The sequence below is a fragment of the Flavobacterium gyeonganense genome, assembly GCF_029625295.1.
Classification (GTDB): Bacteria; Bacteroidota; Bacteroidia; order Flavobacteriales; family Flavobacteriaceae; genus Flavobacterium; species Flavobacterium gyeonganense.
On sequence record NZ_CP121112.1, the window covers coordinates 1,172,104 to 1,191,333 of the forward strand.

A 19,230-nucleotide genomic window follows, 5' to 3' on the forward strand; every position below is an offset into this window, starting at 1 on the left:
TGTACTATTTTAAAATTAGAAATTAAGATTCAGCCCAAAAACCATTTGTCTGCTTCTTGGATAAGGGCTAGAATCAACCCCAGGTGTCATTGGGTTTTTTCTTTTTGTCGAAACTTCCGGATCAGAGCCTGAGTATTTTGTCCACACAAAAACATTACTTGCAGTCAAATAAAATCTCAATTTAGAAACTCCAATTTTAGATATTAAAGATTCAGGAGTTGTGTATCCTAAAGTTAATGTATTCAATCTTAAAAAAGATGCGTCTTCAACAGCCCAGTCAGTAAATAAAACCCTAGTCATATAAGGTGACCACATTGTTGTATTAGCATTCAAAGCTGTTAAAGCATCTGGATCGGTTACCAATTGACCTGAAACAGGATCTAAATTTGTCCATCTGTTACCATCAGACATAACAGTACTTAAGTTTTTATATTGTCCTGTTGAACCCTGTACTGATGAACTATATTCAATTTTATCAGCATTATATACTTCATTACCTATACTCCAGTTAAAAGCTGCCATTAAATCAAATCCATAAGCATTACCATTGATAACAAAACCACCTGTACTTTTAGGATTAACATTTCCAATAACTGTTCGGTCTTCTGCAGTCACAAGACCATCCCCTGTAAGATCTTTCAATTTCATATCCCCTGGCTTAACAGTGTCACCAGTTCCAACAAGCTTACCACCATTAGCTATTCCAGCTTTTAAGACATATTTCCCTCCAATATAATCAAAGTCCGAAACTTCATATCTGCCATCACTTTTATATCCGTACATAGCACCTAATGAGCCACCTTTCTCTAACAAATAATCACTTGTTATTTGCGAAGTCCAGCCTGAATTTTGTGTAAATCCACTATTCATTAAACCCAATGAATTAATAGTGTTTTTATTAATTCCCATATTGAATGAAAAACTCAATCCATATTTAGCTCTTTCGACAGCAACAACATTTAATGTAGCTTCAACACCTTCATTCTTAGTCTCTCCCATGTTACGGTATTGAGAATCATACCCTGTACCCGGAGTTAAAAAATTGATTAACAAATCACTTGTAATATTTCTGTAAACATCTACATTACCATTTAAGCGGTTTTTGAAAAAACCAAAATCCAATCCAAGGTTTTGTGTAATAGTAGTTTCCCATTTCAAATCAGGATTTGCCATTATTTTTGAAGTCGAAGTTATACTTGTTACCCCATTAATCCATGTTGCTCCTGTAGTACCTGAACTCTCATAGGTTTGCACTTGCTGCCCAACAGGAATATTATTATTACCTGCTTCACCATAACTTGCTCTCACTTTAAGAAGATCCATCCAGGAAACATCTTTCAGGAAACTCTCTTCTGAGATTTTCCATGCTGCTGCTGCTGCAGGAAAATACCCCCAACGGTTTTGTGGCATAAATTTACTTGAACCATCTGCACGAAATGTAGCAGTTAATAAATAACGTCCTTTATAATCATAATTTGCACTTCCAAAAAATGATAATAATTTATCATCTGGACTATAATAATTATTTACAGATTGAGGCACGCCCAATGATGTTAAAGTTTTTGCCTTATTAAAATCGAAAAATACAGGAAGACCATGAATAGTACTTGTAACTGCATTAGATGTATACGTAATACTCTCTTGTCCTAAAAGAGCAGTCAAGTGATGATCCTCTCCTAATATTTTTTTGAAATCGTAAGTTAATGTATTGGCATTTCTAAAACGTTTATCTTTAGTATCGATCATAATTAAAGCCGGCATACCCTGTAATGTAGCGGATGGAGCGTTTTTTACATAATAAGTACTTGTACCATAGAAACGATAATCCTGATTATTAAAATTATCCAAACCTAAGTCAACTTTCAATTTCAAATTATCTACCAGTTCCCATCCAAAACCTCCTAACATGTTGTAGTTTTTACGTAATTGTGTACGATCATTATCATAAACAGATGTAAATGGATTTACCAATACATCGCCTTCATTTGTATCATCGGTAGACGAAGTCAGACCAGATACGGAAATTGGTGAATAACCAACAATTGTACGCAAACGAGAATCTGTTGAAGATTTTTCATTTTGCTCATTTACCCCACCTCCATCAATCTGAGTATCAGAATAACGCATAGTAAAAGAAAGATCTATCTTATCATTTACTTTACTTTTTAATGCTAAAGACAAGTTATTTCTTCTGTAATTAGAACCAATCATAATTGCTTTTTCATCAAAGCGAGTATAATTAAAGTTATAATTTATCTTATCACTTCCTCCTCTAACGCTTAAATCATAATTTTGTACCTCGCCTCTACGCCCAAAAATCTGTTTTTGCCAGTCATTCCCTTTTAGATTTTTGTACATATCCTGATCCTGCCAGTTACCAAAATATTTTGTATATGAAGTAGGATTAGTCAAAATCGTTTTATCACTTTGATCTAACAAAGCAAATTCATATTGCCATTTGGTATAATCATCCGGAGATAAAACATCAATTTCATTAGCCATTGTTTTCAAACCATAAAACGAATTGAAATTGACAGCAATTTTCCCGTCTTTACCACTTTTGGTCGTTATTAAAATTACCCCATTTGCACCACGAGACCCATAAATTGCAGTAGAAGAAGCATCTTTTAAAACCGTCATCGATTCAATATTTGATGATGCAATATCATTCATACTATTTACAGGAAATCCGTCAACTATAATTAATGGCTGATTACTCTGCGTAAGAGAGCCTCCCCCACGAACTCTAATTTGTATATCCGCATCAGGAGAACCTTCTGATGATACTACCTGTACACCCGCAATTCTACCTGTTAAAGCTTCTGCAACGTTTGCTACCGGCACTTTTTTCAAGTCATTACCTGAAATACTAGCAACAGCCCCAGTTAAATCCGTTTTCTTAACAGAGCTATATCCGACTACAACAACTTCATTTAGTGAATTTGCTTCTTCCGCTAAAACAATATTAATCGTTTTTTTACCGGCCACAGCAACTGCCTGAGTTGTAAAGCCTATAAATGAAAATTCAAGAACTGCTTTTGAATTCGATAATTTAATTTTGTATTTACCATCAAAATCTGTTGAAACTCCATTTTTCGCACCTTTTTCTGATACATTTACACCCGGTAACGTTAAACCTGATGCATCTTTTACAACACCTTCAACTGTTAAGTCCTGTGCACTTGCCTTGTTAGTGGTAAGTAAACACAATAATAAAGCAAATGCCAGATAGCAATTTGCTCTTTTATTAAATAACTTTTTAAAATTCATAGTTTACTGTTTAGTTAAGTTTAATATTAATTGTTTATTAAGTTCATTCATCGTGTATGAATTACATTTATCACCAAAAAATTTAGAAGCATATTTATTTATAATACTATTTTTTTAATCCTTCTAAAACTATTGAAAATAAAGAAATTCATTATTTTTTTATTATAAATAAATTAACATGTAATCGATTGCACAAACATAAAAATTTTTTTTCTATTAAAAATTATATTTCCTAAAAAAATCTTAAAAATAATTATTTATAGAAAAATTATCTGTTTTAAAATATGAAATTCATAATTTTAAAAACAAAAAACCATTAAAGAAGGTTTTATTATTTTCTAATAGAAGGATTTATTAAACAAAATTCAATCGATTTCAATTTGTGTGAATTTTTAGCAATTTAAGTTAAAAATAGTATTATAAATAGTTTTCTGACAACTTGTTGAATATTATTTAATATTTACTGAATGATTAAATTTTTTTTAAAATCTCATGAAAACTCACTCCTTTTTATCCTTTTTATTAAAGCAAAAGTTATAATCATTCCTGTAAATGCCATGCCAATACCCACAAGATTTGGTGATGTGTAATTGTAACCAGCTGCTAAAGGCAGACCACCTACAAAAGCTCCTAAAGCATTTCCAATGTTAAAACTTGCCTGAAGTGCTGATGAAGCTATCATTTCAGCATCTTTAGCCATCTGAATCATTAACATCTGAATTGGCGCTATAACTGAAAAAGAAATGGCTCCTGTTAAAAAAGTAAAAATTAATGACAGATATTGATTATAAGAGAAAAAGTAAACCATAAATAAATCAGCGACCATTAGACACAACAAAGCCATTACAGTTGGTGCTGGCGAATATTTATCAGCTAATTTACCTCCAGCAAAATTTCCAACAACCATCCCTAAGCCTGCCAAAATTAATATATAAGACACATCTTCAGGTGAAAACCCGGAAACATTAATTAATAAAGGAGCAATATAACTTATCCATGCAAACAAGCCTCCAAAACCAATTGCTGTGATTCCAATAATTAACCATGCTTCTGTTTTTTTAAAAACTTCAATTGAGTCTTCATATTCACATCTCCATTTTTTTCTAAAGCAGGCATCCACAGAGAAATAAACAAAAAAGTCAGCAGTCCTGTTATGGCAATTAATACAAAGGTATACCGCCATATAAAATGATGACCTATATAAGTACCTATTGGCACACCAATTAAATTAGCGAGTGTTAGTCCTGCAAACATAATCGAAATAGCCTGAGCTTCTTTCCCTTTATCCGCCAAACGGCTCGCGACTACCGCCCCAACCCCAAAAAAAGCACCATGTGGCAATCCGGAAAGAAATCTGGAAGCAAATAAAAAGTTATAATTGGGTGCAATAATTGAAAGCGCATTAAAAACCGTTAACATTAAAGCTAGAATTAAAAGCATTTTTTTGGGAGGAAAATTGCGACCTAAGATGACTAATAAAGGCGCACCAATAACAACTCCAAGTGCGTAAGCCGAAATTAAGTACCCGGCAACTGGTATTGAAACCCTCATATCTGAAGCAATGTCAGGAAGTAATCCCATTATCACAAATTCTGTAATTCCAATAGTTAAACCTCCTAAAGAGAGTGCAATAAGACTTTTTTTCATTTTGATATATTATAGATCAGGAAAAGATTTTACATCGCAAAATTACCACCATATAACGTAAAACAAATTGTAAATTTGTGATATAAAACTGTATATTCAAGATATGCGTAAATTAAAATCAGTTTAAATGACTTTTCTTAACAACAGATTATAAAAACTTCAATCTTATTCAAACGAGAAACATGAAATTATATATCAAAAACATGGTTTGCGGCAGATGCAAAATGGTTGTAAAAGCTGAATTTGAAAAACTCGGACTTCAAACTGTTTCAGTTGAACTTGGTGAAGTTGAGCTTCAGAATACGATTACCGAAAATCAAAAAAAGAGCTTTTAAATCATTTACACACTTTAGGCTTTGATTTAATTGATGATAAAAAAAGTAAAATAATCGAGAAAATCAAAACACTGATTATTGATTTGGTTCACCATAATAACAGCGAACTAAAAACAAACTTATCAGATTATCTGGCAGAAAACCTTAATCAGGATTATAATTCACTGAGTAATCTTTTCTCTGAAGTTGAAAACACCACAATTGAGAAATATTTCATCAGTCAAAAAATAGAAAAGGTAAAAGAACTAATTATTTACAATGAACTTTCTTTAAGTGAAATAGCTGATACTTTAAATTATAGTAATGTGGCGCATTTAAGCAATCAGTTTAAGAAAGTTACCGGCTTTACCCCTACCTATTTTAAACAGCTGAAAGACAGGAAACGTATTCAGATCGAGAATTTGTAAATCTTGCAAATCATTCCCAAAATTTTACAATCATACATGTTTTTTAGTTCGGAAATTTGTTTTTTTAATTCTAAAACAAATATTATGACACATACCTATCAAATTACCGGAATGACTTGCAGCAGCTGCGAAGAAAAAGTCAAGAAAGCATTAGAAGCCGAAGATAACATTACAAATGCGATAGTTTCAAAAGATAACGGAACCGCAATTCTATCCATGGCAAAACATGTTCCAATAACTAATCTCCAAAAAGCTTTAGATAGTAAATATCAAATTGCAGAAATTAATCATCACGAAATTACTGAAGATACAAGAACCTGGTTTCAAACCTATAAACCCATTTTATTGATTTTCTTTTATATCAGTTTGGTTACAGTTTTGATTCAGTTCACAAATCATCATTTTGATTTGATGCAGGCTATGCAGCACTTTATGGCAGGTTTCTTTATTGTCTTCTCATTTTTTAAATTGCTGAACCTAAAAGGCTTTGCAGAAAGTTATGCCATGTATGATGTTCTGGCAAAAAGAATTCCGGTCTGGGGATACGTTTATGCTTTGTTAGAACTTGGATTAGGAATTGCTTATCTGGTGAATTTTAGCCCGATATTTACAAATACAGTTACATTTATTGTTATGAGTGTTAGTATTATTGGTGTTTTACAATCGGTTTTGAATAAAAAGAGGATTCAGTGTGCCTGTTTGGGAGCTGTTTTTAATTTACCTATGAGTACTGTAACGATTATAGAAGATGGTTTGATGATTTTGATGAGTTTGGCAATGCTTATTTCGCTGCTATAATTTAACTAAATCTTGAGAATCATCCAACTAAATCTTATTATATTTGACCGGATATCGATAGCAACAAAACAATTAAAACTATAAAAAAAATGAAAAAACTATTTACCGTATTAGCGATCGCCTTGTTTACCATTAGTCTTCAGGCACAGGAAACCAAACCAGCAAAAGAAAAAGCAAAAAAAGAATCTTGCTGTAAAAAGACTGCAACAGAAAAAAAATCCTGTTGTGTAAAAAAATAATAGAATCTATTTCAACAAAAAAGACCTCAATTAAGGTCTTTTTTTATTTAGGTTTATTTATAAAATCATTTCAAACGAACGCTCCACTCAAAATCCATTTCAGAAACCTGAACACCTTCTTCATTTGTCCCTATGGATTTCATCCAGAACGTCTGCCCTTCTCCTGTTTCGATGGTTTTCCTGATAGCATCTGCAATTAAATGCCCGTCGTTGCAGACAAATGTAATTCTGCCAGTGGCTTTTTTGGTGAAGTTTCCTTTATTGTTGGCAACTAGCATTGAAATTTTCCTTCCGCTTTCCTGAATTTGTGAGATTACCAAAGCTCCGGTTGTTAATTCTGCTGCCATTGCCTGAACTGCAAAATACATAGAGTTAAAAGGATTTTGATTGATCCACCTGTGTTTTACCGTTACCGTACAGCTGTTTTGATTAATAGCTTTAACACGTACCCCGCAAAAGTAAGCCGAAGGTAATTTAAACAACACAAATTTATTGAACTTAGAAACTGAAACTGCCATGAGATGTTTTTCATGTAAAAATACAAAAAAACTATGCATGCACAATAAATTGTTTTGAATTCCAAATATCCCCAACAAAATCAGCATCTAAAAAAGAATTTAAGTCAATAAAACTTAAAATTCAAATTATAATTTTGTTAAAATTTTGTTAATATATGGTACTATGCAAAACAAGATACTGTCTTTTAGATATATATTTGCATAAGAAATTACTATATACTTTTAATCATGGAAACATCAACACCACTCATCATGGAAAAAACACCAGAAAAGAACACAGCAGCATTTACTCATTTGAGTACTTTAAGTCAGTACATTATTCCGTTTGGGAATTATATTTTTCCACTTATCATCTGGACAAGCTATAAAGATAAATCTGAATTTACAGATCACCACGGAAAACAGGCTTTGAACTTTCAGTTAAGCTTATTGCTTTACACTTTGATTTTAGCACTTATTGCAATCCCGATTTTTGTGACTGTGGTTTTACAAAATCTTCCAATCGAAGCAATTATTAACGATGAAGATTTTGTTATTAGAAATTTTAATTTTGAAGGAAATATTGGTCTTTTAAGTATTGGTGCAACAGCCGTTTTACTTTTTGGGGTTTTAAAATTTGTTGAATTCTTTTTAGTGATTTATGCTTCGATAAAAGCTTCGAACGGAGAATTATACAAATATCCGCTAACGATTCCTTTTATAAAATAATCTGCTAACCATTAAAAGTTATAGAATCCCAAGTGCGCTAGCCCTGACAGAAGCGGCATCCTTTTACTGGCTCCTTTAGCCAGTAAAAGATAAAGCGGATGGCAGGAAGCAGCTCCTGAAAAAATCAATCATCAATCAAATCATCAATCAATCAAATCATCAATCAATCAAATCATCATCAATCAAAAAACGAATTGTTCAATCAAAAAAAAATGAAATGAAATTATGAACATTGAAAACACAAAAGCACAGATGCGCAAAGGTGTTCTTGAGTTTTGCATCTTATCAGTATTAAAAGAAAAAGACGCATATACATCTGAAATATTAGACACTTTAAAAAACGCAAAATTATTAGTTGTTGAGGGAACTGTTTACCCTTTACTTACCAGACTAAAAAACGACGGTTTACTGAATTATCGCTGGGAAGAATCGACCTCTGGGCCACCAAGAAAATATTATGGTTTAACCGAAATAGGACAAACATTTTTAAATGAATTAAGCGGAACCTGGACAGAATTATCAGATGCCGTAAAACTAATCACCAATCAAAATCAATAAGTCATGAACAAAACAGTAAATATTAACTTAGGCGGTATGTTTTTTCACATCGATGAAGATGCATATTTAAAATTGACACGCTATTTTGACGCTATAAAAAGATCATTGAACAACTCATCCGGACAAGATGAAATTATTAAGGACATTGAAATGCGTGTTTCTGAACTTTTGACAGAAAAACAAAAAAGCGAAAAACATGTTGTTGGCTTAAAAGATGTTGACGAGGTGATTGCGGTAATGGGACAGCCTGAAGATTATAGACTTGAAGACGAAGAAAATGCTAATCAGTCTTTTAATTATGATAACAGAAAACACAAAAAACTATACCGCGATAAAGAAAAAGGTATGATTGGTGGTGTTGCTACCGGGTTAGGACATTATTTTGGAGTTGATGCTGTATGGATTAAAATCGTGTTCTTAATATTTGTTTTTGCAGGTTTCGGAACCGGAATTTTAGCTTATTTCGTATTATGGGTTGTAACTCCTGAGGCGGTTACAACATCAGAAAAATTGGAAATGACAGGAGAGCCGGTAACAATTTCTAACATCGAAAAGAAAGTTCGCGAAGAGATTGACTCATTGTCTGAGAAATTCAAAAATGCAGATTATGACAAAATGGGAAATCAGGTAAAGTCTGGAGCTGAGAGAATAAGTAGTTCATTTGGAGACTTTGTTATGACAGTTTTTAAAATCTTCGCAAAATTTTTAGGGGTTATTCTTATTATGTCCGGAGTTACTGTTTTAATATTATTACTAATAGGTGTCTTCACTTTAGGGACAAATGTCTTTCTGGATTTTCCTTGGGAAAACTTTATTGAAGCCGGAAATTTTACTGATTATCCAATCTGGTCATTCGGTTTATTAATGTTCTTTGCCGTTGGAATTCCGTTTTTCTTTTTGACGCTTTTGGGTTTCAAATTATTGTCACCAAATACAAAAACTATCGGAAATATTGCAAAATATACCCTGTTAGCTATTTGGATTATTGCCGTTGCCATTGCAATCAGTATCGGAATCAAACAGGCTACTGAAATATCATACGATAATAAAACAGTAGAGAAAAAAGTAATCAACATTGCTCCTAATGATACACTATATGTAAAGTTTAGATATAATGATTACTATGCGAAAGACTTAGATCATCATAAAGAGTTTGAGTTTGTACAGGATTCTGCCAATAATGCTTTAATTTACTCAAATGATGTTCGTTTGCACGTATTGCATACCGACCAGGCTGCTCCTTATTTACAAATAGAAAAAGCGCCAGAGGAAACTCGTTTGCAAGTGCTAAAAAAAGAGCAGAAAAAATCAATTATAACATTGATATTAAAGGAAATTATTTAATTTTGGATAATTATTTTCTTACAGACGTTAAAAATAAATTCAGAGGTCAGGAAGTTGACGTATATTTGTATTTACCAGAAGGTCAATTATTTAAACCGGATGCTTCGATACAGGATTATGATGACTCTGAAAATGATTTTTTCAACTTACACTTTAGCGGTAACTACAACTATAAAGTAGAAGGTTCTAAAATAAAATGCCTGAACTGTCCAGCTGATGAGGATGAAGACAATGATTTTGAAGAAGATACTATAGCAAATGATACTGTAAAAGAAGTTTCAATTAAAATTAACGGGCAAGAAGTTTTAAATGCAAAAAAAGGCAAAGGAAAATTAACCACTGATAAAAACGGAGTTATTATCAAAATTAACTAAAAAACCATGATAAAAATAATCATTCATATTACGAAATTCATTATTGCAACTATCACTGCATTATTGTTTGCCTCATGTAATTTTAATATAAACTCAATTGAAGGCAGCGGAAATGTTACTACCGAAAAAAGAATTGTTCAGGGTGATTTTAAAAATGTATCTGTCAGCAATGCCATAGATTTGGTAATTGAACAATCTGATTCTACAGAAATTATCGTTGAAGCAGACGATAATATCCAAAAAGAAATTACAACAAAAGTTGAAAACGGAACTTTGATCATTTCATGCAAATTCAGTTCGTTTAACAATGTAACCAAAAAAGTTACTGTAAAAATGCCGGTTATTGACAAAATCGAAGCTTCGAGCGCCTCATCGGTACAAAGCAAAAATGTACTTCAGGGAGAAAATATACATCTGGATGCATCAAGTGCTTCTACAATAGATGTTAATATTGAATCTGACAATATCTCTTTTGAATCCGGAAGTGGCAGTACCATAAATGTACAAGGAAAAGCATTAAAAATTAAAACATCAGCTTCTAGTGGCTCCAGCATTAATGCAGAGAAATTATTGGCTAACGAAGTTGAAGCAGAAGCGTCAAGCGGAGCCAGCATAAGTGTGCATCCTATTTTACGATTAAAAGCAGATGCATCAAGCGGAGCAAGCATTAATTATGATTCATCTCCTAAAACAATAGAAAAATCAGAAAATTCAGGAGGAAGTATCAGTCAGGGATAAACACTATTTAAGTGTTAAATATAAAAGAAATCATTCATCAAAAGTGGATGATTTTTTTATATTTGTCAAAATCAAAATTTAGAATTAATGAAAAAAAATACAGTCTTGTTCTTACTACTATTAGTTACAACTTTAACTTTTGCCCAAAAGAGGGAAAAAATAAAAGGTTCTAAAATTGTTACCACATCCATAAAAGAAGTTGGTGATTTTGATGCTCTTGAAGTAGATGATAATATTGAAGTGTATCTTGAAAGAGGCGAAAAAAACGAAATAAAAATCGAAGCCGATGATAATTTACACGACATTATCGGAATGGATTTAAGAGAAAAAACACTTCGTTTGTACACTTCAAAAGAGTCTACGATTTTTAAAAAATTGTCAGTCCGCATTACGTATACAAAATCATTATCAAAAGTTATTACTAAAAATGACGCTATAGTTTATGCTATTCAGGAACTTCAGTTAGATGATATTACATTTAACAGTTTTGATTATTCTAAATTATTTCTGAATGTCAATGCTAAGAAATTCAGTTTAGTTGCTGATGATAAATCTAAATCGGAAATAAATTTAAAAGCAGATGAAGGATCTTTACAATTAAGCAAAATCTCCTCTATAAAATCTTTAGTTTCTGCAATTAAATTCAAATGCGATTTATACCAGAAAGCAAACGCTGCAATTGAAGGTGTCGCTGAAAAAGGAAGTGTTCGTATAGATAACAATTCCGTTTTTACCGGAACAAAGTTTAATATAAAAGAAGCCAGTTTTACTGCTGAAAATAATGCAACAGGAATTTTAATGGCAGAAATTTCGATTTCACTTGCCATTGGAGACAAAGCCGAGGTTTCGCTTTTAGGAAAACCAAAAATAGAACTTACTCGTTTTAGTGAAGAAGCCAAATTGATTAAGAAACTTAAGTAGTTAGATTTATTTCATAAGTCGTTCATTTTAAAGATGAGGAAAGAAAGAAATTTACTCCGCAAAAACTGGCCTGATTTAAGAGCAGAAATAACTGCAGTAATTATTCAAAATAAAATTCCTAAAGAGGATTTTCGTCCATTATCTGTAAATGAAGACTGGAAACAAATTGAAAATAATATTATAGAAGCATTTTGTCTTTATACACCTAACAAAACTCCCTGGCTTTGGAATAACTTTAAACTTGATACATTTTCAACTTCAAATTTTATTGATAGACCCGAAACTTACTTAGACAAATTAGTTGAAGAAAAAGAAAAGGTTTGATATATTGTTAATGAAACAATTAATGAAACTGATAAGTTTTGGTTTTATGAAGGTAAAATAAAAACAATACAAACCATTATTGATAAAAGTTGGTTTGATGAACTTTATATTGTATCAAAGAAGTACAAATGGTTAATTGCTATCAATCATCATGATATTTTAATTGCAACCGGGGAAATAATGCCGGATAAATTAAGAAAATTGGAAATAAGATAAATACAAAAAATCTTCGTCTAAAATTTAGACGAAGATTTTTTATAGATAAGCTTTATGATTTCAAAAATAGAAAACCTGAAGAAACTCTTTAAATTATTCTTTAGCTGCTAAATATCTTTCTGCATCAAGTGCTGCCATACATCCAGTCCCCGCAGCAGTAATCGCCTGACGATATACATGGTCTGCAGCATCACCTGCTACGAAAACACCCTCAACATTTGTTTTAGATGTTCCCGGAACATTGATAATGTAACCAGTTTCGTCAAGTGTGATATAATCTTTAAATATATCTGTATTTGGTTTGTGACCAATAGCTACGAAAAATCCTGTAGCAGGAATTTCAATAACTTCAGCGGTAGTTTTGTTCAAAGCTTTAATCGCATGTACTACATTTCCGTCACCTAAAACTTCTACTGTGTCATGATTCATTAAAATCTCAATATTTTCAGTTTTACGAACGCGTTCTTCCATAATTTTAGAAGCTCTGAATTTTTCGCTTCGTACCAGCATCGTCACTTTTTTACAAAGTTTTGATAAGTAATGTGCTTCTTCACAGGCAGAATCTCCTGCTCCAACAATTACTACTTCCTGATTACGGTAGAAGAACCCATCACAAACCGCACAGGCAGAAACTCCCCCACCCATATTCAGATAATGCTGTTCTGATGGCAATCCAAGGTATTTAGCTGAAGCACCTGTTGAAATAATTACGGTTTCACAGTGCAATTCTATCTTATCGTTAATCCAAACTTTATGAATATCTCCTGAAAAATCAACCTTTGTAGCCCATCCGTCACGTATATCCGCCCCAAAACGTTTTGCCTGTTCCTGTAACTGGATCATCATTTCCGGTCCTGTAACCCCATCAACATAACCCGGAAAATTTTCAACTTCATTTGTCGTTGTCAACTGACCTCCTGGCTGCATTCCTTGATATAAAACCGGGTTCATATTTGCTCTGGCAGCATAAATAGCAGCAGTGTAGCCTGCCGGACCAGAACCAATAATAAGGCATTTAATTTTTTCGATTGTATCTGACATAATATTATGGTTGTGTTAATAATTATGTTGCAAAAATAAGTTTTTATTGTTGGAAAAAATAATACGATTAATCAGTTTTTATTATTCTAAAATAGAGAGCTGTAAATCTGTTATATAAAACACATTTGACAAATTAAGAAGAAAATTAACTGAGACAAGATTACAGAATTATCCTGAAAAGCAACTAACTTTTTTAAATTTTCAATGATTTTCCTCTGATATAACAGGCAATTTGTAGATTAGCCTCTGTATAATTGTCAGCCATATACTTGAAAACAGCATCGTGAAAGTTATCACAGAAAGCGTAATTTGATGGATATAGCTATCAACAAGTCCAAGGGAAGCAGCGAGAGTTACCAGTACAAAGCTGAATTCACCAATTTGTGACAGAAGCCCTCCTCCATAAAGACTGTCTCGCAAATTATTTCCGGTAACCTTAAAAAGTATGGTATTAATAAAACTGTTAATCACTAATACACTGATTGCAATCATGATAATTATACCTGCATTATTACTGACAAAGTTGATATCAAGCTGCAGTCCAATGGCAAGAAAAAAGAAAGCCATAAAGAAAACCCTAAAAGGAATTAATGCTTTTCCAAGCCATCGTGTTGCTTTATCCTGACCAATTATAATTCCGCCTGCAAATGCCCCAAATGCTGGAGAAAGCCCAAACCATGAACTAAACCAGGCCATTCCAAAACAGATGCAAAAACCAATAAAAACTTGCAGATCATGATCGGCAATTATTTCTCTCCGCATAGGAATCTGAAAAAGCTTTTTCGTAATTGCAGCTCTCAGTAAAAGTAGTATTAATACTCCACCTATACATACTTTTACAAGCTCGAAAATAGTTATGTTAGTGCCCGAGATAAAATTCAGGGATAAAATCATAGGAATAACCAGTACATCTTGTACTAAAAGTACTCCACAGGTTATAATCCCCAACTGACTTTTAATTTCTCCGGTTCTTTCCAAATATTGAAAAACTATTGCAGAACTGCTAAGACTTATTACAAACGACTGTAACACTATTGTATTCAATGCCCATCCAGCCTTCCCTCCTATTAAATATATACATATAAAACTCAATACAATCTGAACAAACGCAATAAGAAAGGGTTTATAAAAATTTTGGCTAAAGTGGCGTAAATCTATATCAGCACCTATGGAAAACATCAAAAGTACAATTCCTATTTCTCCCAGATCTGCCACTACTTCAGGAGCGTGAATTATATTTAAAACATTAGGACCTAGAAGTACCCCAGATACTATATAAGCAATAAAGTATGGCTGTTTAAAACGCCGCAGTAAGAGAATCAGAAATAAAACCACACAGGAAAGCACAGCTATTCCTGAGAATAATTGTGAGGACATAGTATAAGATGATTTATAAAAAAACAATAAAAGCCACCCTAAAAAAGGGCAGCTTTGCACAAGGGTAAAAAAACGAAATTAAGCAATTTCGATCATTCTTGGAGGTTTTTGCTTAGCTTCTTCTTTTTTTGGAATAGATAAATGGAGAAGTCCATTTTCATAACGGGCACTGATTTTGTCCTCGTCTACCACGTTTTTAGGAAGTTCAAAACTTCTCTGGAATGACTGGTAACTGAATTCCCTGCGTGTAAAATTCTCCTGTTCACTAGTACGCTGATTTTGTTTTTCTGATGAAATTGTCAGCAGGTTACCGTCAAGTGTTACTTTGAAGTCATTTTTGTCCAGACCAGGGGCAGCGACTTCTACTTCATAATTTTCTGAAGTTTCTTTGATGTTTACTGATGGCAGCGTAGTGCTTGTAGTTGAAAAATTGTTGCTTTCCCAATTGAAAAGCTCACGGCCAAAAACGTCATCAAAAAACGTACGTGGCAAACCATTAAGGCTTCCGTTTCTCTTGATAAGATTCATAACATTTTACTTTAAAATTGTTTAACAATATTTTTTTGAACATACACTGAGTAGCAGTGCATCAGGTCTAAAAACCAAAATTATGCCAATCAAAAAAAATGACATTTTTTCAGTTTTTACTATCTAAGCCAATTTTATTTATAGCAAATTATTATAAAATCTGATGCGATTTTTCAAAATTTTTATTCAGATATTTTAAAATATTTATAAAAAATAGTTCTCAGTATAAAATTTAAAATACTGACAATTTTGCAATCTCCATCTGAAAAACTGTCAACTTTTAAGAATGCACATTAACTTAAGCCGTAAATGGATCCAATTTTTAGAATTTAAAGTTATGTATTGAGATTATAATACATAACTTTAAATTCTAAACTTAGTGAAGATGATTGCAATTAATATCAATCTGTTTTTACAAAAAAAATCCCCTTAAATCATACGATTCAAGGGGGATTTTTATAACACTATGAGTTTAGTGTCGGGGTGGCAGGATTCGAACCTGCGGCCTCCTGCTCCCAAAGCAGGCGCGATAACCGGGCTACGCTACACCCCGTAAGCGGGTGCAAATATATAACTATTTTTGGCTTATCCAAAACAATTTTAGAAATAAGAAAAAATTAAATTAAAATTCACAAAAGTCACCTTAATATTAATCGGCTAAATCGGAAATCAGAACATTTTTTACTAAACAACAATTTATAGTAAAGCAAAGCAAGTTAGGGAATTTAGCTTAAAACGTTTCAAACACCCATCAAACAAAGGCTAAGCAAGGTTTCACAAATGTTAACAAAATAGATTTTCAAAAACCATAAATAATTGTATTTTTACGGTTCAAAATTCAGAAAATAAATGGGCAAAATCATTGCTATTGCTAATCAAAAAGGAGGCGTTGGAAAAACTACTACATCAGTAAATCTTGCTGCCTCATTAGGTGTTTTAGAGAAAAAAGTGTTATTGATCGATGCTGATCCTCAAGCCAATGCCACATCTGGTCTTGGAATTGATGTGGAAACAGTTGAAACCGGAACTTACCAGATTCTTGAACACACTGTAACACCAAAAGAAGCTATTCTAAAATGTACAGCTCCAAATGTTGACGTGATACCTGCTCACATTGATCTTGTTGCGATCGAAATTGAGCTGGTTGATAAAGAAAACCGTGAATACATGCTTAAAAAAGCATTAGAAGAAGCTAAGAAAGAGTATGATTTTATTATAATCGACTGTGCACCTTCTTTAGGATTATTAACTTTAAATGCTTTAACAGCTGCTGATTCTGTAGTTATTCCGATTCAGTGTGAATATTTTGCACTTGAAGGATTAGGAAAGCTATTGAACACTATTAAAAGTATTCAGAAAATACATAATCCTGACCTGGATATTGAAGGATTATTGCTAACCATGTATGACTCAAGATTACGTTTGTCAAATCAGGTTGTTGAAGAGGTTCAAAAGCACTTTAACGATATGGTTTTTGAAACCGTTATTCAGCGAAATGTAAAATTAAGTGAAGCCCCAAGTTTTGGAGAAAGCATCATTAATTATGACGCAACAAGCAAAGGAGCAGTAAATTACATTAATTTAGCTCAGGAAATTATAAAGAAAAACAGCAAATAGTTTTTATGACAAAAGCAATTAAAAAACAAGCCTTAGGAAGAGGATTATCAGCATTATTAAAAGATCCGGAAAATGACATTACATCAGTAGAAGACAAAAATGCTGACAAAGTTGTTGGAAACATCATTGAGCTTGAAATAAGTGCTATCGAAATAAATCCGTTTCAGCCCAGAAGTAATTTCAATGAGGAATCTTTACGTGAATTAGCCACTTCTATCAAAGAACTTGGTGTAATTCAACCTATTACTGTTCGAAAATTAGAATTTAATAAATACCAGTTAATTTCGGGGGAGCGTCGTTTGCGTGCTTCGACTTTGATAGGTTTAACACATATTCCTGCTTACATCCGTATTGCTAATGATAATGAATCATTGGTAATGGCTTTGGTTGAAAATATTCAGCGTCATGATCTAGACCCTATTGAAATTGCACTTTCGTACCAACGGCTGATGGATGAAATCCAGTTAACTCAGGAACAAATGAGTGAACGTGTTGGTAAAAAACGTTCTACGATTGCCAATTATTTACGTCTTCTAAAATTAGACCCAATCATTCAGACAGGTATCCGCGATGGCTTTATCAGTATGGGGCATGGAAGAGCTATTATCAATATTGAAGATCTGGACATCCAGACCGATATTTACCAAAAAATAGTGAGCCAAAACCTATCAGTACGTGAAACTGAGACTTTAGTTAAAAATTATCACGAAAGCCTGCAGCCCAAAGCAGAAGGAAAACCAAAAGCAGCTTCTTCATTTGTAGTTAAAGAAACGCAAAAAAACACATTCAATGACTATTTTGGTTCAAAAGTTGATATAAAAGTTGCCGGAAACGGAAAAGGAAAAATTACAATCCCGTTTAACTCAGAAGCCGACTTTAACAGAATTATAAAATTAATAAACGGATAGTGAATAAAATTGTCCCCATAAGCCTATTGTTCTTTCTCTCAGGAACCGTCTCTTTTTTTGCTCAGGTAAAACAAGAAACGGTTTTAGTCGCTAAAGACACTTCTAAATTAGAAGAAATAGACCCACTGAGACCAGCAAAAGCTGCCTTTTACTCAGCAATTTTACCCGGCTTAGGACAGGCATACAATAAAAAATACTGGAAAATCCCTTTGGTATATGGCGCAATTGGTACAAGTATGTATTTTTATCTTGATAATCAAAAAAAATATCGAGAAGCAAGAAATGAATACAAAAGAAGACTGGAGGGTTATGAACCAAACGAAAAATTTGCGAGGCTTGATGACTCCCGTCTTATTGCAGCCCAAAAGTTTTATCAGCGTAATCGCGATTTATCATCATTGTTTGTCGTTGGTTTTTATGCTTTAAATATCATTGATGCTAATGTTGATGCTTCTCTGATACAATTTAATGTGAATGAAAGATTATCTGTGCGTCCGGAAATCTACCCTACAGATGTAACTTTTAAACCAAATGTAGGACTAACTTTTAATTACAACTTTTAAATAGTTTTTTCACTATCTATTTAAATAAAAAAACATATAAGAAAATGAAAATTGCACTTTTAGGATACGGAAAAATGGGTCAGGTAATCGAAAGAATTGCTCTGGAAAGAGGGCATGAAATTGTACTGAAAAAAGATGAATTCAATACATATGACGGCCTTTCAACAGCAGATGTTGCCATAGATTTCAGTGTTCCCACAGCCGCTGTAGCTAATATTTCAAGTTGTTTTCATGCCAATGTCCCGGTAGTTTCAGGAACAACAGGCTGGTTAGATCATTATGATGAAGTGGAAGCTCTTTGCAACGAAAAACAAGGCGGCTTCATCTCTAGTTCAAACTTTAGTTTAGGCGTTAATATTTTTTTCGGTTTGAATGAATATCTGGCTAAAATCATGAGTCAGTTTGATTCTTACAAAGTATCAATGGAAGAAATCCACCATACTCAAAAGTTAGATGCACCAAGCGGAACAGCTATTTCATTAGCAAAAGGTGTCATTGAAAACAGTGCTTATGCAAATTGGACGATGGAAGATCCTAAGTCAAATGAAATTCATATTGAAGCTAAAAGAATTGGTGATGTTCCAGGGACGCATACTGTAACTTACGATTCTATCGTTGACAGCATCGAATTAAAACATACTGCCCATAATCGTGAAGGCTTTGCCCTTGGAGCTGTTATTGCCGCTGAATGGCTTGCTGGCAAAAAAGGCATCTACACGATGAAAGACGTTTTAAATCTGGAATCTAAATAAAATCCAAAAAATAATATTCTGAAATTTCAGAACTAAAACATAAAACT

The 19,230-nt window shown here is 32.9% G+C and carries 15 protein-coding genes, 1 tRNA gene and 4 pseudogenes; 13 read left to right on the plus strand and 7 right to left on the minus strand.

Going from position 1 to position 19,230, the window contains the following annotated elements; genetic code table 11:
* Positions 1-15 precede the first annotated feature (15 nt).
* Both P5P89_RS04990 and P5P89_RS04995 read right to left on the minus strand, forming a co-directional pair.
* Positions 16-3,270 carry a SusC/RagA family TonB-linked outer membrane protein gene (locus P5P89_RS04990; RefSeq protein ID WP_278011004.1) on the minus strand — a complete coding sequence of 1,085 codons (3,255 nt, stop codon included), beginning with the start codon at positions 3,268-3,270 and terminating at the stop codon, positions 16-18.
* 490 nt (positions 3,271-3,760) lie between these two features.
* Positions 3,761-4,917: pseudogene (locus P5P89_RS04995) on the minus strand (MFS transporter).
* A gap of 182 nt (positions 4,918-5,099) precedes the next feature.
* Here P5P89_RS04995 and P5P89_RS05000 point away from each other — a divergent pair.
* The 3 genes and pseudogenes from P5P89_RS05000 (at position 5,100) to P5P89_RS05010 (ending at position 6,696) form a co-directional block, all read left to right on the plus strand.
* Positions 5,100-5,659: pseudogene (locus P5P89_RS05000) on the plus strand (helix-turn-helix domain-containing protein).
* 84 nt (positions 5,660-5,743) lie between these two features.
* On the plus strand, positions 5,744-6,457 hold the full coding sequence (locus tag P5P89_RS05005) for a heavy-metal-associated domain-containing protein (RefSeq protein WP_278011005.1): 714 nt from the start codon (positions 5,744-5,746) through the stop codon (positions 6,455-6,457).
* Between the two features lie 89 nt (positions 6,458-6,546).
* A complete protein-coding gene (locus P5P89_RS05010; RefSeq protein ID WP_223679732.1) occupies positions 6,547-6,696 on the plus strand; it encodes a hypothetical protein in 150 nt (49 codons plus the stop codon).
* A 65-nt stretch (positions 6,697-6,761) separates the two neighbouring features.
* On the opposite strand, the gene P5P89_RS05015 is transcribed toward P5P89_RS05010, so the two are convergent.
* Complete coding sequence (locus tag P5P89_RS05015) at positions 6,762-7,214, minus strand: DUF4442 domain-containing protein (RefSeq protein WP_278011006.1); 453 nt, start codon at positions 7,212-7,214, stop codon at positions 6,762-6,764.
* A gap of 252 nt (positions 7,215-7,466) precedes the next feature.
* On the opposite strand from P5P89_RS05015, the gene P5P89_RS05020 reads away from it, so the two are divergent.
* The 6 genes and pseudogenes from P5P89_RS05020 (at position 7,467) to P5P89_RS21640 (ending at position 12,397) form a co-directional block, all read left to right on the plus strand.
* Positions 7,467-7,922 (plus strand): DUF4870 domain-containing protein, encoded by a 456-nt coding sequence (locus P5P89_RS05020; protein ID WP_278011007.1) that lies wholly within the window; start codon positions 7,467-7,469, stop codon positions 7,920-7,922.
* Positions 7,923-8,147: 225 nt separating this feature from the next.
* Positions 8,148-8,480: a PadR family transcriptional regulator gene (locus P5P89_RS05025; protein ID WP_017498072.1), complete on the plus strand. Its 333-nt coding sequence runs from the start codon at positions 8,148-8,150 to the stop codon at positions 8,478-8,480.
* 3 nt (positions 8,481-8,483) lie between these two features.
* Positions 8,484-10,198 (plus strand): annotated as a pseudogene (locus tag P5P89_RS05030) (PspC domain-containing protein).
* A gap of 6 nt (positions 10,199-10,204) precedes the next feature.
* Entirely contained in the window at positions 10,205-10,936 is a 732-nt protein-coding gene (locus P5P89_RS05035) for a head GIN domain-containing protein (protein WP_278011008.1), read from the plus strand.
* Between the two features lie 87 nt (positions 10,937-11,023).
* Entirely contained in the window at positions 11,024-11,857 is an 834-nt protein-coding gene (locus P5P89_RS05040) for a GIN domain-containing protein (RefSeq protein WP_278011009.1), read from the plus strand.
* Positions 11,858-11,890: 33 nt separating this feature from the next.
* Positions 11,891-12,397, plus strand: a pseudogene (locus tag P5P89_RS21640) (DUF6756 family protein).
* A gap of 93 nt (positions 12,398-12,490) precedes the next feature.
* Here P5P89_RS21640 and trxB read toward each other — a convergent pair.
* From trxB to P5P89_RS05065, 4 genes are all read right to left on the minus strand, one after another.
* Complete coding sequence (gene trxB / locus P5P89_RS05050; protein WP_025571964.1) at positions 12,491-13,438, minus strand: thioredoxin-disulfide reductase; 948 nt, start codon at positions 13,436-13,438, stop codon at positions 12,491-12,493.
* A gap of 201 nt (positions 13,439-13,639) precedes the next feature.
* Complete coding sequence (locus P5P89_RS05055; protein ID WP_278011011.1) at positions 13,640-14,815, minus strand: cation:proton antiporter; 1,176 nt, start codon at positions 14,813-14,815, stop codon at positions 13,640-13,642.
* 78 nt (positions 14,816-14,893) lie between these two features.
* Complete coding sequence (locus P5P89_RS05060; protein WP_278011012.1) at positions 14,894-15,343, minus strand: Hsp20/alpha crystallin family protein; 450 nt, start codon at positions 15,341-15,343, stop codon at positions 14,894-14,896.
* A gap of 478 nt (positions 15,344-15,821) precedes the next feature.
* Positions 15,822-15,896, minus strand: a tRNA-Pro gene (locus P5P89_RS05065).
* A gap of 296 nt (positions 15,897-16,192) precedes the next feature.
* Here P5P89_RS05065 and P5P89_RS05070 point away from each other — a divergent pair.
* Genes P5P89_RS05070 through dapB form a run of 4 tightly spaced genes read left to right on the plus strand, consistent with a single transcriptional unit; the run spans position 16,193 to position 19,183 of the window.
* Positions 16,193-16,960, plus strand: coding sequence for a ParA family protein (locus tag P5P89_RS05070; RefSeq protein WP_025571958.1), 768 nt, complete (start codon positions 16,193-16,195; stop codon positions 16,958-16,960).
* Positions 16,961-16,965: 5 nt separating this feature from the next.
* The gene (locus P5P89_RS05075; protein ID WP_025571957.1) at positions 16,966-17,868 is read left to right on the plus strand and encodes a ParB/RepB/Spo0J family partition protein; all 903 of its coding nucleotides are present in this window, start codon (positions 16,966-16,968) and stop codon (positions 17,866-17,868) included.
* A complete protein-coding gene (locus P5P89_RS05080) occupies positions 17,868-18,431 on the plus strand; it encodes a DUF5683 domain-containing protein (protein ID WP_278011013.1) in 564 nt (187 codons plus the stop codon). The genes P5P89_RS05075 and P5P89_RS05080 overlap by 1 nt, the downstream gene beginning before the upstream one ends.
* Before the next feature lie 44 nt (positions 18,432-18,475).
* Positions 18,476-19,183, plus strand: a complete 708-nt coding sequence (gene dapB, locus P5P89_RS05085) for a 4-hydroxy-tetrahydrodipicolinate reductase (protein WP_278011014.1) — start codon at positions 18,476-18,478, stop codon at positions 19,181-19,183.
* Positions 19,184-19,230: the final 47 nt, after the last annotated feature.